The sequence below is a fragment of the Klebsiella sp. HMSC09D12 genome (assembly GCF_001808475.1).
GTDB classification, from domain to species: Bacteria; Pseudomonadota; Gammaproteobacteria; order Enterobacterales; family Enterobacteriaceae; genus Klebsiella; species Klebsiella oxytoca.
Genome location: NZ_KV793400.1, coordinates 1 through 11,839 on the forward strand (window position 1 = coordinate 1; position 11,839 = coordinate 11,839).

At 34.9% G+C, this 11,839-nt stretch carries 13 protein-coding genes and 2 pseudogenes; 5 read left to right on the forward strand and 10 right to left on the reverse strand.

What is annotated here, in order from left to right:
- The 3 genes and pseudogenes from HMPREF3178_RS03495 to HMPREF3178_RS03505 all read left to right on the forward strand — a co-directional run.
- Positions 1-572, forward strand: a pseudogene (locus tag HMPREF3178_RS03495) (DNA-binding protein); the annotation flags it as partial.
- Positions 573-586: 14 nt separating this feature from the next.
- Positions 587-973, forward strand: a complete 387-nt coding sequence (locus HMPREF3178_RS03500; RefSeq protein ID WP_070584998.1) for a hypothetical protein — start codon at positions 587-589, stop codon at positions 971-973.
- 96 nt (positions 974-1,069) lie between these two features.
- Positions 1,070-1,495, forward strand: coding sequence for a hypothetical protein (locus HMPREF3178_RS03505; protein ID WP_070585000.1), 426 nt, complete (start codon positions 1,070-1,072; stop codon positions 1,493-1,495).
- A 53-nt stretch (positions 1,496-1,548) separates the two neighbouring features.
- On the opposite strand, the gene HMPREF3178_RS03510 is transcribed toward HMPREF3178_RS03505, so the two are convergent.
- The 4 genes from HMPREF3178_RS03510 to HMPREF3178_RS03525 form a co-directional block, all read right to left on the reverse strand.
- Positions 1,549-1,863, reverse strand: a complete 315-nt coding sequence (locus HMPREF3178_RS03510; RefSeq protein ID WP_047736989.1) for a hypothetical protein — start codon at positions 1,861-1,863, stop codon at positions 1,549-1,551.
- A 19-nt stretch (positions 1,864-1,882) separates the two neighbouring features.
- On the reverse strand, positions 1,883-2,269 hold the full coding sequence (locus HMPREF3178_RS03515; protein WP_023339480.1) for a hypothetical protein: 387 nt from the start codon (positions 2,267-2,269) through the stop codon (positions 1,883-1,885).
- Between the two features lie 532 nt (positions 2,270-2,801).
- Entirely contained in the window at positions 2,802-3,950 is a 1,149-nt protein-coding gene (locus HMPREF3178_RS03520; RefSeq protein WP_070585002.1) for a relaxase/mobilization nuclease domain-containing protein, read from the reverse strand.
- Entirely contained in the window at positions 3,919-4,356 is a 438-nt protein-coding gene (locus HMPREF3178_RS03525; protein WP_070585004.1) for a hypothetical protein, read from the reverse strand. Before HMPREF3178_RS03525 ends, HMPREF3178_RS03520 begins: the two co-directional genes overlap by 32 nt.
- Before the next feature lie 267 nt (positions 4,357-4,623).
- On the opposite strand from HMPREF3178_RS03525, the gene HMPREF3178_RS31235 reads away from it, so the two are divergent.
- Positions 4,624-4,800 (forward strand): hypothetical protein, encoded by a 177-nt coding sequence (locus HMPREF3178_RS31235; protein WP_166479372.1) that lies wholly within the window; start codon positions 4,624-4,626, stop codon positions 4,798-4,800.
- A 1-nt stretch (position 4,801) separates the two neighbouring features.
- Here HMPREF3178_RS31235 and HMPREF3178_RS31540 read toward each other — a convergent pair whose 3' ends face one another.
- The 4 genes from HMPREF3178_RS31540 to HMPREF3178_RS03540 form a co-directional block, all read right to left on the reverse strand.
- Positions 4,802-5,080 carry a hypothetical protein gene (locus HMPREF3178_RS31540; protein WP_228705119.1) on the reverse strand — a complete coding sequence of 93 codons (279 nt, stop codon included), beginning with the start codon at positions 5,078-5,080 and terminating at the stop codon, positions 4,802-4,804.
- A 240-nt stretch (positions 5,081-5,320) separates the two neighbouring features.
- Entirely contained in the window at positions 5,321-5,914 is a 594-nt protein-coding gene (locus tag HMPREF3178_RS29435) for a hypothetical protein (protein ID WP_077270097.1), read from the reverse strand.
- Entirely contained in the window at positions 5,907-8,159 is a 2,253-nt protein-coding gene (locus HMPREF3178_RS03535; RefSeq protein WP_070585007.1) for an Eco57I restriction-modification methylase domain-containing protein, read from the reverse strand. The genes HMPREF3178_RS29435 and HMPREF3178_RS03535 overlap by 8 nt, the downstream gene beginning before the upstream one ends.
- A 53-nt stretch (positions 8,160-8,212) precedes the next feature.
- On the reverse strand, positions 8,213-9,235 hold the full coding sequence (locus HMPREF3178_RS03540; RefSeq protein ID WP_070585008.1) for a DNA adenine methylase: 1,023 nt from the start codon (positions 9,233-9,235) through the stop codon (positions 8,213-8,215).
- A gap of 239 nt (positions 9,236-9,474) precedes the next feature.
- Between HMPREF3178_RS03540 and HMPREF3178_RS03545 the strand changes: the two genes are divergently transcribed.
- Positions 9,475-10,569, forward strand: a complete 1,095-nt coding sequence (locus HMPREF3178_RS03545; protein ID WP_070585010.1) for a hypothetical protein — start codon at positions 9,475-9,477, stop codon at positions 10,567-10,569.
- 84 nt (positions 10,570-10,653) lie between these two features.
- Here HMPREF3178_RS03545 and HMPREF3178_RS03550 read toward each other — a convergent pair whose 3' ends face one another.
- Together HMPREF3178_RS03550 and HMPREF3178_RS32165 are read right to left on the reverse strand one after the other, a co-directional pair.
- On the reverse strand, positions 10,654-11,217 hold the full coding sequence (locus HMPREF3178_RS03550) for a hypothetical protein (protein WP_228099939.1): 564 nt from the start codon (positions 11,215-11,217) through the stop codon (positions 10,654-10,656).
- Positions 11,218-11,627: 410 nt separating this feature from the next.
- A pseudogene (locus HMPREF3178_RS32165) lies at positions 11,628-11,810 on the reverse strand (hypothetical protein); the annotation flags it as partial.
- Positions 11,811-11,839: the final 29 nt, after the last annotated feature.

An 11,839-nucleotide genomic window follows, 5' to 3' on the forward strand; every position in this document is an offset into this window, starting at 1 on the left:
CAGCAAAAGTTCGATTTATTCAACAAAGCCATTATGATGATGAAGGTAAACCACTACTTATTCGCTCACACCAGCCACGGCACCTTTTAAACACAATAGCCCATTATGGTGAAATGTCTGAACTGGATATAGCTAAATGGTCTGGTCGTATCAATGCGAATCAGAACAGAGTTTATAACCATGTGTCAGAAGAAGATATGTTAGATAAAATCAAAGCCATTAAATTAAATAGGAGTAATTACTGTCAAAGGGAGTCAATACCCACAAATGAATTGACAATTGATTTTGATAACCTTAATCAAGGTGCAATACACTTAACTGAATTTGGTTACTGTGTACATAACTATTTAATCAAGCCTTGTGCAAAAATTAATCATCTTATTGAATGTGATAATGAAACACCGGACATTAACTCAGTAGATAGAATTAGACTGCAATCTGTCCGAGAGAAAGTAATGCAATTAAAGAGAATAACTCAGATCGCTTATGAAAATGGTGATTATGGTGCAGACAAATGGTTGCAACACCATGAAAAAAATTTGGGAAGAATTAATAAGCTTTTGAATAATTAAAACAGGAGATACTTATGGCAAAACATTTGAACAGGAGTGAAATAAAGGCAATTAAACACATTATACTGACTTGGGACGGTAAAATCACATGGAGTGATTTATGTGGATCAGTGTATAAGAATCTAAACAGAACTATCACAAGGCAATCTTTAAGTGCTCATGATGAAGTTGTTGAAGCATATAGAATAAAGAAAAGTTTGTCCAATTTGAAAAAATCTGGTCTAAAGAAACCAGCTAACTTAACTATTGCGGCACAACAAATAATAAACCTTAAAGCCGAAAACGAAATGTTGAAAAAACAGAACAATAGATACAAAGAACAATTTAGCTATTGGCAGTATAATGCTTATAGACACGGTCTTACTGTGGAACAGTTGAATAGGCCATTTAATAAAAAATAATATTTGATAGGTTACACCTATTGACAAGTTAAATAAATGCGATAAATATAAATATATGGTCAGGAAGACTATTTAACTAATGCAAGGATGCATTTTATGGACAAGAACATTATCTATCCAGAGTTTACTCTGGAAGAGCAACTTATCATTATCGTCGATAAATATATCTCAAAACGATACCAGCCAGGTGATAAAAGTTTCTCATATCAACTTTACCTAATTTTTGTGGGATACCATTTAAAATATTTCTACCCTAAAAGGATTTATTCCAAATCTAATCGTAATATTGATAATATTATGACAATGTTTAGTTCTGTATACAAATGTCTTACAAGTACTTTGTTACAGCGATTAAACAATAAGGAAGCTGTTATCAGAGAGCTAAACTCCCTTGTTAATTACATTGATAATAACCAGAACCAGGCAGAAGATATTTATAATACTTTTAAAGTACAATATGAAATGAAAGTAATTGAGGGAGAGTTAACCCATGAAGTTCGCGTGAGAACCGTCAGGTTATAGGCAATAAAAAAGCCCCTATGCAGGGGCTAAAAGAGACTTCTTGATATAGAATACTACTGAACTTCTTTCCAGACACCATCAGCTTTCACAAGCTTAACAGGCTTTGTCTGTTTCATATTGCTAATCGAGGCATCGACAATGCAGTTATAAACATTGTTTGCTTCTTCTGTGCAACTTAGTTTCTTAACATAATCTATTCTTAAAAGATCTTTTTCGGGAATACTTGAGTTCAGAGCTTTCATACTTGCATTTGATCTATCTACAACACTTTTGAAAGCATTGTATATGTCTTTTTCAGAAGGTTCGGAATTACAGGCTGTTAATAGAAAAGTAGAAAGGATAACTGCGAGAATTGAGTATGTTTTCATTTTCTTGTCCAGGAAACGATTAATTAAGAATGCCAGATTTTGTATTGTTATTATCAGTAGAGAATGTCCACTTGCTTACGGTTTCTCCATTGAAGTCGATTTCGAGAGTTTTAGACTGAGTCTGGGAACCGCCAGTTAGCAAACCGACAACAGGGATAAAAGTCGAGGCATTGAACTGATTGTTATACATGAAATATCTCCATTGCTCGTTGCCATCGTCAAGAGTCGTTCTGGTGTCAGGCTCACCAAGTTGAACAAGTAGCTCTGCCTTAGTTGTTTTGTTTTTAATTATTTTCGATTGAAGGCTTTGAGCCGTTTCATTTTTGATTTTTTGGTTCCCTGATGTTGAACAGCCAGAAATTAAAAATATTGCAATGAAAAAGGAGGTTACAATAAATTTATTCATTTTATCTTCCTTATTATATTTGATTAGGGTTAGCTTTTATGTGTAAAAACGGCTCTGTGTGCAAATTTCTTACGTAAATAGAATCTCAAAGAAATTGCTGATGCAAAATAGATAACGACAGCAAATATAAAACTTTGACTGACAGCGAATATGAAGAAAGCTATCGCCAACAGCACAATTCCTATTAGTAAAGCTAACCAAGATGAAACGGCTCCATATTTGATGGTTGAATGACAGCCAGTGCAGACGCTAACTCCAAACTGGCTCTCTTTGAAGCAGAACGGGCACTTTATTGTTTCGTTTTTCATATCAACCTCAAGGTTGCAGATTAAATGGTGCGTTTACAGAGATTCTCGATGACCGACTCTCTTTAGTAAAATTGCTTGTACCGATCGATGATTAGCTCTTGATAGGTAATGACTATCACAACTAGATTATCGATCTGTAAGAACGATCAATATTTTCTTGACTTAACATAAATTATTTACTAACAGGTGAGGTGGGGTTTAAGGTGAGAGATGCAATGCTATGTCTATAAACGGATTTTTCTTTTCTGGCTTAGATGCTGAGTTGCATAGATTTTTGAAAATCTTGGGGGCGTGTTGTGAAGGATACTCTTACCAAAGCTTCTGAGAAGCTCTATGAACTGCCTTAAAGAGTCAAGCCACATAAGGAAGCGGAGATGCTTTTGTTGTTGTACCGCGTTTTTTTGAAGAATCTTTTCTACGATTTCGTTCCGTTTGTCTTCTCTGAGCCGTAATTCCAGTTCTGCAATTTTTCCACCGATACTTTCCCTTCTCTCAGTTGTCCTTAAAATCGTTGCAGGAGCAGGAGCAGGAGCAGGAGCAGGAGCAGGGATAACTTTCTTTGTCGCTCGCAGAGCTTCTAAGTGGTCTTGGTTGTAATTAAGCTGCTTTTGAAGATTTACCCAAGAGTATGCCTTTCCAAGTTGAGATGCCTTGAAAGCTATATCGCGGTAGGAGAATGAGAACCCGTTCATTTTACCTGTGCTTGCAACATTCGCCGTCCAGCCGACTTCGGCTTCCTCCAGTCGTTTTGTGAAGGTTAGAAGGTCAGGTGTATCTGCCAAACTTTTATCAATGATATGTTGGAGAGCTTCCTTAGGGGAGGGAACACCAGTCCGAGCCGATAGCATCTGTTCGTTGCGAGAGATTTTTTTCCGCTTCGGTTGCTTTGGTGAAATCGCAGAAGCTGTCTTGGTAACTGTCAGGTTATGAGCGATTTCAAGTTCACTAATGATCCGGGTGCTGATGAGGTTTTCGTTCCTGCCAAGGTATAGCTTCCCTCCATTGAGGTCTACGCGACTTGCGATAATGTGTATGTGCTGACCGGCCGGATCGTCATGAAGCACATAACAACGAAGATGAGTATCACTGAACCCCATCCTCTTCATGTAGTCATCTGCGATGCCGGACCATTGTTCATTCGCTAATGATTCACTGCCAGGCAATCGTAGCGAGTTATGCCAAACGGCCTTCTGAACATCTGGGCGAAGTTGTTTAGTGCCATCAAATTCAGCAATCAGTTCATGGGCCGTGTCACCCAGCATATTGCCCCCGATTACGACTGGATCGCATTTATGATGTGCTCCCGGTTTCAATGCGTATTGGACCACACCAGCAAAGTTCTTACCCCTGCGAATTTTTCGCATACCCTTCATTCGGGAGGCTCCATATACTGTCACTTAAAAGATTCGTGCGAAGCTCTTCCAGTTGTCGCTTCACAGCGAACAATTCAGTATGGGTAAGCTGACTGTCCTTGCTTTTACAATCGATATGGGTCGCAATTCGATTTAGCTTTTGCGATATATCAGTTAAAGCTTTCCAGGCTTTGGTATTAATCGTTGGTATAACAGGAGGCAACTTTTGAAGGGAAGCCATACGAAGCCACTCTCCTTTTTTATAAGAGCCTCGCTTTATATTCAGGAGTTGCAGTTCTTCAACATTCAATCGGACACTGACACAATAGCTTCTTACTGCTTCTGAAGGAATTTTACTTTTATTAAAACTACCACGGCGGGAAGTTTTGGATAGATCTATATTATCTGTATAAATACTCTCTTTCATATAAACTCCATTTCATATGTTACTGATTGATAAGCATAATCCGTATGCTTCATATATCATTTATACAATTAATTAGTAGTTTGTCAATCAGCAACCTTGATTGTGTAGGTGTTCTTTTATTGTCTGACTGAAAGGAAGCAAGAAAAGCAAGAGCTTTATAGAACGGTGCAACCGCTTCTATAAATTAGCTCTTGCTTGATTTAAATATTTGACATTCCAATTTTGTGAAGTTATTAATTTAAATGTTAATGACTGAGGAGAAAAATTATGCCAAAAGAAACCAATTTGAATAAAGACTTGAGATGCCATTTTGCCGTGTTACTTGTTATAGCTATGTGCGTTCCAAATATAATTCCATTATTTTTAGGCGTGACAGGTATTGTTATTTTACCTGTCTTTATTATTGAGGTGATTGATGCAATTAAAGAGCATTATCAAAAATAGGCTAAGGTTTTTCTTTGTATTTTGATTTAAATGTACGATAGGCTATTATTGCTTTTCCTAATGTACAAATAGCTACAAGGAAAAGTACTAATAGGTTGAAATACTCTATTTTATTATCCCCATTCCAAAGATCTTGGAAAGATACATTAACCGGTAGTTTTAAATAAGTATCATTAGGCACCAAGATTTTATTTAAAGCTAAATAGGCCGCATAAAAGAAAAGAAGACAATCATTTAATTCTTTAAATGATTCATCAAGTTTCCATAAAACTACAATCAATAGTGCTGCTAAAATGCAACATGTAGATATAATATAAAAGCCTATTGTTTTTTCAGGAATCAAATAAGAAGTTGTACATAATATTAATAAGAAAAAAAACACTATAAATAAGATTTTTTAAAAAAAATGAACAAACATACTTTAAGTTTAGTGCTGATTGCTTAAAGTTAATCATTATATTCTTCCTTTAAAATCATGGGCATTAGAATGAAGGCCATTGTGTAATGGCCTTAAATATTATCAATTACAATATCTATCATGAGTTGTAAAATCATAATAACCAATAACAGATTGATTTGCTCTACGGGGAGAATCAATACAGTTAAGCATTTTTGTTGTTACTTCATTAGCCCATAGACCAACTGACCTCAATGTTCGTTCTTCAACATAACTGGGCCAAACCGTACCATCATCCATTTGTGTTAATAACAAAAACACTCTGTTGGTTGTACTGGAGTTCGGCATAAGGGCAGTTGATAAGCAAGGATGCTCGTGAATTTTTGTAATTCTGCCCTCTTGTGGACGAGCATCGGTCGGTGGTTCGAAATAAGATATCTGTCTTAAAGTTTGACCTGTCACAGGATCTTGCCAATAGAAATATCCAGAATAAATAGTAACTAAAGATGTCACACCACCTCTTCTGCGATAATCCTGCATTGGAGATGGAAACATAGAATGAAAAATATGTTCTAATTCAGAGTATGACCCAAAACGGAAATCGCGGGCACCACCACCAGTGTCGCTGTCATTGGAATCTGCATGTATTTTTCTTACATCGCCATCCACAATCTCTTTAAAAAGAATTCGTGAAACACGACTTGCTGTATTAGTCATTATTGACAACCTTTTTAGTAACGATACTACCTTCTTTAAAAATGGCCTGAGAAGATATATAAGCAACAGCACCACTCGATGTTGCTTCATCCTTTCTGGCCTGCCATGTTGTTGAATTAAATCCAAGTTTTCTCGCTAATGTTGCTAATATCAAATCACGAGTTATCGTAGATTTTTTTTCGCCTTTTAGTGGCGTTTGACCTCTATCTAATAAAGGAAAATCAGACATAATGACTTCCATATCTTCAATACAAAGCCCATATGCAATAGCTATTTCTGCATCTATTTCTGCTCTTAAGTAAGATATTCTCAACAAGTTTTCATATGAATATCCAACATTATCTAACGATGAGATTTCTTGTGCTTTTTCAAGAAGACTATGCCATGGTAAGCCTCCCCTAATTATACGAGGGAAAGGAATGCTTTGTAATAAAAAATAGTTCACCGTAGTGGTCAGTATTCTGCGTATTGCCCAGTCAAATACAAAGCTATTTGTTATGGCTAACCAAACATATAAACATTCATTATTGTTATCATTATCAAAAAGAATGGTTGGTACTTTATTACCACAAACTACATTTTCTGGTATTAAAGCGGCCATGAAGGTTCTTTCATTAGTTTGGCCTGAAATATCACAAAATCCAACTCTTTTCGATTTAATTCTTTCATGCGTTAATGAAGACAGCTTACTTTTAGCAATCCAGAATTGTGGGCTAATTAATGAATTACCAATGGGGTAACTTTCCCAAAGAGCACTTCTTCCAGATCCTGATATATAGCCTTTACAGCCAAAACGATATTGTGAAACCATTCTTCCTTCGATTACAGGTATATGATTGGATGTAAACGTTTTTTGGAAATTTATTTTATCTTTCGTCATATCAACTTCACGACTAAATTTAACATTCCAACCTGATTGTTTATCGTCCCACTTTATGCCTGAATCGTATAATGATAAAAATAGTCGCCATTCAGTAATGTTTTTAACTTCTGGAATACTAAAGTCTGGTCTAATATTCGCCAAAGCTTTACGTCCTATATAAACATTACCTAACGTCTCTAAACCAATTAGGTTTCCTTTCTCATGAGTTAAATGTAGATTTTGCTTACTATAATCAATAGAATCATATTTTTTTTGCAGAGAGATAATTAAGAATTTGAAACGGCTATCAATTTCAAAAAACTTTGCTTTATTATCAATCACTGAAACTTTTACATCTTCACTTTCAGAAATGAGTTTATTTCTCACATAGCTTGAACCTTGAGAGCGGATAAAACCACCAGGAAGGATCGCAACAATTACCCCACCCTTTCTACAAATCCTGAAAAAAAGCTCAGTGAATGCGATATACAAGTCAGGCTCGCCAAATCCTAATGACGGATATCTTGTAAGAAGTTTTTTATTATATTTAGCGATTGCATTTTGTTTTTCTCGGAATTCATCACCAATAAAAGCTTCTGTACTTTGTCCGTAATGTCTTTTAATTCCTGATGATTTTAAAAATTCATGCTTAGTTATTTTTATTTTTTCCCAAGGAGGGTTGCCTATAACGGCATCAAAACCATCTTTATTCAAATTATTCCAAAAAAGATCATTCTGGATTAAGCTGTCACCGCAAAACCAATGCCCTCTCATAATCTTCAAGATGCAAAGATCATTAGTAAATGCAGCTAAACTTAGTAAAGCTCCACGTAAAGAGTTACTAGAAAGATCACAGGCATATATAGAGTTTTGCAGCCATGAATTAGCAATATTTCTATCTTTTCCACAGATTTCGATTGTAAGTGCAACTAACAATATCCCTGTTCCACAAGCGGGGTCAATAACCTTACTTGTAGGGTTAACCTTATTATTACTAATACATTGGTTAGCAATTCGTTTAGCAAGGCGAAAATCAGTGTGATAGGCACCCGTTAACTTTCGATCATTTTCAATTAAATTTTCACGGGATAAAATACTTAGAATAATTTGTGGGGGGATCGGGATAGTAGTTATCAGGCTCACTAATTTTCCTGACTTATTCAGTATATCAGCTAAAATATGTTTCGCACATGATTTATTAAATTCATTTTGATATTCTAAATAATCGAACCCACCAAATCTTGAGGATACAGCTTCTAAAAGAAGCATTCTAGCCTCAAATCTATTCAAAGAATACTTGATAACATACTCGCCTGAGAATCTTGCAAGCAAATCCTCTGCTTCTTTTGTCAGATCATGCTCTAATGGGCGAGGTGCTGCCATTTCTTAATCCTATAAAATTCAAAATATGTTTCAGATATCTCTATTTTATAGGACTATTTCTCAATTTCAACCAAAAACTCATTCACATTACTTATTGATTTTAAAGGTTTTTTGTTGGGTTCGTATCTATTAATCTCTCCTAAAGAGCTGACTTTGACCATACCCAAATTATTAAAAGCCGCTATCATTTCATCCATTTTGATGTGACCGTCATTACTATAGGAAACTAGCACTTTCTTGGCCTGAATTTCTGATACCAGGTTACTTAATGTTATCAATGCCTTACGTTTGTAGCAAAAAGCAGATGCCTTATCTTTCCAGGGTCTTAATCCTGAAACTCCCTCTATTATAGGCTCATCTCCGAAGGCGATGGTTTCTAAAATATGATAATAGCTTGCATATTGTCTTTTGGTATATGGGGGGTCTAAATAAACTAAGTCATAGGCTTTGTTTTTAACAGAAAAGACATCTCCGATGGATACATCTATCTTGATGTTATAATTTTTTAATTTACGACACTCTAATTTTAAAAAACCTTTTGATTGTGGTGTCCATTTTGAAAGAAAACAACCAAAAGTACCGGCTATATTAGCTATTCTGTTTAATGCTTTCAGAAGATCTGCGATAAGAAGTTTCTCTTCAGTATGACTAATTATAGAAGCATCTCTCCATTCTTTAATCTGCCTCCGTACACTATCAATCTTTATGGCATTTTCTTCTGAAAAGTATTTTCTCTCAACACCATAAAATTTTAATGAAGCTGGGCTATATGCCCTCCATACGAAACCCGGTGCTAAAACAACAGCATTTAATTTTTCAATTGCTTTATCGTATCCGCCTAAATTTTCGAAAGAAACTTGATGTATACTTATTAGTCTTGCTTCGGAGGTTATGACGGCAGAATAAAGAATATCATTGATTCTGATATTCCAACCCAGTTCGGCTGCGGCCTCAGCAACAGAGCCTGTACCGCAAAAAGCATCAATGAAATATGATTCTTTTGAGTATGGCTTTCCTATAAACTCACCAAGTTGATCTACTAATCTGGCTTTTGACCCTATATATCTGAATGACATGTTATTCGCTGCTGTATCATAAATTTTATCAATTATACTATTATCTTGATTAAAAGCAATAACACTATGTGTGCTCTAAAAATATCTATGCTTTAAATAATTTCATGCTAGTGAAAAGTGGGTTTGACTCTCTACTTATAAAAATGGCATTATCTGTTATGTATGTAATGATATATAATTTTTTATTTTAATAATGCGAAAATAAAATGTATTTAAACTGACTGGTTTAAGAGGGTTGTATGAATAAACTTATAGACATTTCTAAAAACGGATTCAGAGTTTGTGAGTCACGCGAAAATGAACTTGATATTGCTTTTATTTCACTCAGGCTTGCGCTTAAAGCATATTTTTCTACTTATCGTGATCTCAAACTAAATTTGTCATCCCTTAATAATAATATTTTTAATATTGAAGATGTTGATAAAAATTATTCTCTTTCTTATTATGAGTCTTGTACAGAGACTATCGTTCATTTTCAGCATTTCTTTGAACTTGCTTGCAAACATATTTTAAAAAATGAACACCCCCTTTTAGCTGACGTTGCATCTAAAAAAGCCGTTGTTCTATCAAAGCTTTTAAAAGGCGAAATTCTAAATGAGATTGAAGATAATAGTTTACAGTCAATAGAGTTCAGCGAAGCAATATCCAGACTGTTAGAGTTGATTAAAAATGAAAGTATCAATGATTTCAAATTATTAAATTTTATCCTTTCTGGTGAAGAAGTATTGAGAACTGTAAATTCACTTAGGAATAGAATCTGGCATAGAGGGCTTTTTGTTTTACGCTACGAAGCACTTGATGAGTTAGTTTGCCGATTTATTTTACCGTTAGTCAGTGAGTTTTTATCTCTGAATGTATTTTATGGTAATGAAATAAATTGGAAGTATAAAGATCTACACTGTAATATTGACCCGATTTCTGAATTAAGTAATATGAATTTTAATACAACTTTTGAGTTGGATAAAGTTGCATTTTTAAAAGAAATGGGAAGAGCTGCATATAGTAATCCTTTATATGAAACTGTTTTAAAAAGAACAGGAAGACAAAACTTCTCTTCATTATTTGATAATGCTTCTATTCAAAAAGCTGAGGATGTCGCTAATCATGAATTACAGAAACATCATGCCGAGTTGAAGGCTTGCCCTGTATGCGGTGTAAATTCTTTGATTTTATACCCTGAATCAGATTGTGAGTATAATAATGATAACGAGGTAAGCAATGTCATTACTTACATATGGAAAATAACATGTGAATGCTGTGGGTTTTCGTTACATAATGAATTTAAAAATGCGAAAGATTATGGCTTCAATAATATTGAAGATTTTTGGGTGTAAATCCCCTATGATTTCTTAATTAGATAATGAAGCCCTACATGGTTAATGCATGGCTTCATTCGAATTTTAATATCTATCTTATATTTATTTTTCTTGCTGTTCTTTTTCTTTTTTTGCCAACTCTAATATTTCTTTGAGATATTGAAGGTGGTTGGATATATGTTTTAGTGCTAATGCTCCAAGTGATAATCCTAAAAGAAAAGCTAATCCAAATACAATTAGTGTATTTGCTGTGCCGGAATTGAAGATCCCTTTTGAAATGGTATCACCCAATTTGTCTAACCCACCAAAACCTTGAACTGCTGAGTATGCCAATCCAATTATTGATAAGACGGCAGTTTTTTCTCCAAAAAAATCATTTATTCTTGATTTAACTCTTTGTATCTTTATGTTTAACCAATCTATTGAATAGTTTAATTCAGTTAACGAGTAAGGCATCAGTTTTTCTATATTTTGTTCATCATTGTCAATTTCACAAATTAGATCATTGAAAATTTCCTTTTTGAAGTTGAGCATGAACTTCACGCCAGGTATTATAGGGGTAAATAAGTATATTATACCGGCAAGGGAATTGAGGGCATACAGAACGAGTGCTGGTAAAAGAAACGGTCCCTTGGGAAGGTCAAAAATTTTATAGATAACTGCCATTATCACCATTAAAACAAGAGAAATTAGTGATGTGAGAAATGAATATACTTGGACCTTTCTAAGTAAGTTGCTTCTTTTATTTATTTGATTATAGGGAGCATAAGAATTCATTTTACTTATTGTTTTGATGATTTGATTTACTCTATACATTGTTTATAATTCCATTAATAAACTATTGCTTAGGAGCCTTGATTACAGGATGTATAGATTTTACACTATCAAGTCGGAATAATTTATATAGTTTGTTCGATTATCACCAATCGGGACTGATGGTATCAATGATGGTATCATGTCCACTGTGGCAATTTTTAATCTATTTATATCAAAAGGATAATTGCGATGTTCGAGTTCGGCCTTCGCACAAAATTCCCCAATCAGTCCACTAAAATACTTTTTGTATCTGCATTTCATCATTTGAAAACCTCCTGTTGAGGCCTCTGTTCTTCTGGCTCCGATGCGGCTAGCACAGCACCCTCCCCACTTTCCACCCGAGCTTCCTCCTCACACCACCTTTCAAACAGCCTGGCGAATCTGGCGCTTTGCCAGGTTTCTCCAACCTGGCTCAAGATAAAGCCAGTGACCACAATAGGGCTTTGTTGAATAAATCAGATTTCGGGTAAGT

What these genes read in the sequence shown, in the direction of transcription:
- HMPREF3178_RS03500 (WP_070584998.1), top strand. Translation starts at nt 587, where the DNA reads ATGGCAAAACATTTGAACAGGAGTGAAATAAAGGCAATTAAACACATT.
- HMPREF3178_RS03505 (WP_070585000.1), top strand. Translation starts at nt 1,070, where the DNA reads ATGGACAAGAACATTATCTATCCAGAGTTTACTCTGGAAGAGCAACTT.
- HMPREF3178_RS03510 (WP_047736989.1), bottom strand. Translation starts at nt 1,863, where the DNA reads ATGAAAACATACTCAATTCTCGCAGTTATCCTTTCTACTTTTCTATTA.
- HMPREF3178_RS03515 (WP_023339480.1), bottom strand. Translation starts at nt 2,269, where the DNA reads ATGAATAAATTTATTGTAACCTCCTTTTTCATTGCAATATTTTTAATT.
- HMPREF3178_RS03520 (WP_070585002.1), bottom strand. Translation starts at nt 3,950, where the DNA reads ATGAAGGGTATGCGAAAAATTCGCAGGGGTAAGAACTTTGCTGGTGTG.
- HMPREF3178_RS03525 (WP_070585004.1), bottom strand. Translation starts at nt 4,356, where the DNA reads ATGAAAGAGAGTATTTATACAGATAATATAGATCTATCCAAAACTTCC.
- HMPREF3178_RS31235 (WP_166479372.1), top strand. Translation starts at nt 4,624, where the DNA reads ATGCCAAAAGAAACCAATTTGAATAAAGACTTGAGATGCCATTTTGCC.
- HMPREF3178_RS29435 (WP_077270097.1), bottom strand. Translation starts at nt 5,914, where the DNA reads ATGACTAATACAGCAAGTCGTGTTTCACGAATTCTTTTTAAAGAGATT.
- HMPREF3178_RS03535 (WP_070585007.1), bottom strand. Translation starts at nt 8,159, where the DNA reads ATGGCAGCACCTCGCCCATTAGAGCATGATCTGACAAAAGAAGCAGAG.
- HMPREF3178_RS03540 (WP_070585008.1), bottom strand. Translation starts at nt 9,235, where the DNA reads ATGTCATTCAGATATATAGGGTCAAAAGCCAGATTAGTAGATCAACTT.
- HMPREF3178_RS03545 (WP_070585010.1), top strand. Translation starts at nt 9,475, where the DNA reads ATGAATAAACTTATAGACATTTCTAAAAACGGATTCAGAGTTTGTGAG.
- HMPREF3178_RS03550 (WP_228099939.1), bottom strand. Translation starts at nt 11,217, where the DNA reads ATGGCAGTTATCTATAAAATTTTTGACCTTCCCAAGGGACCGTTTCTT.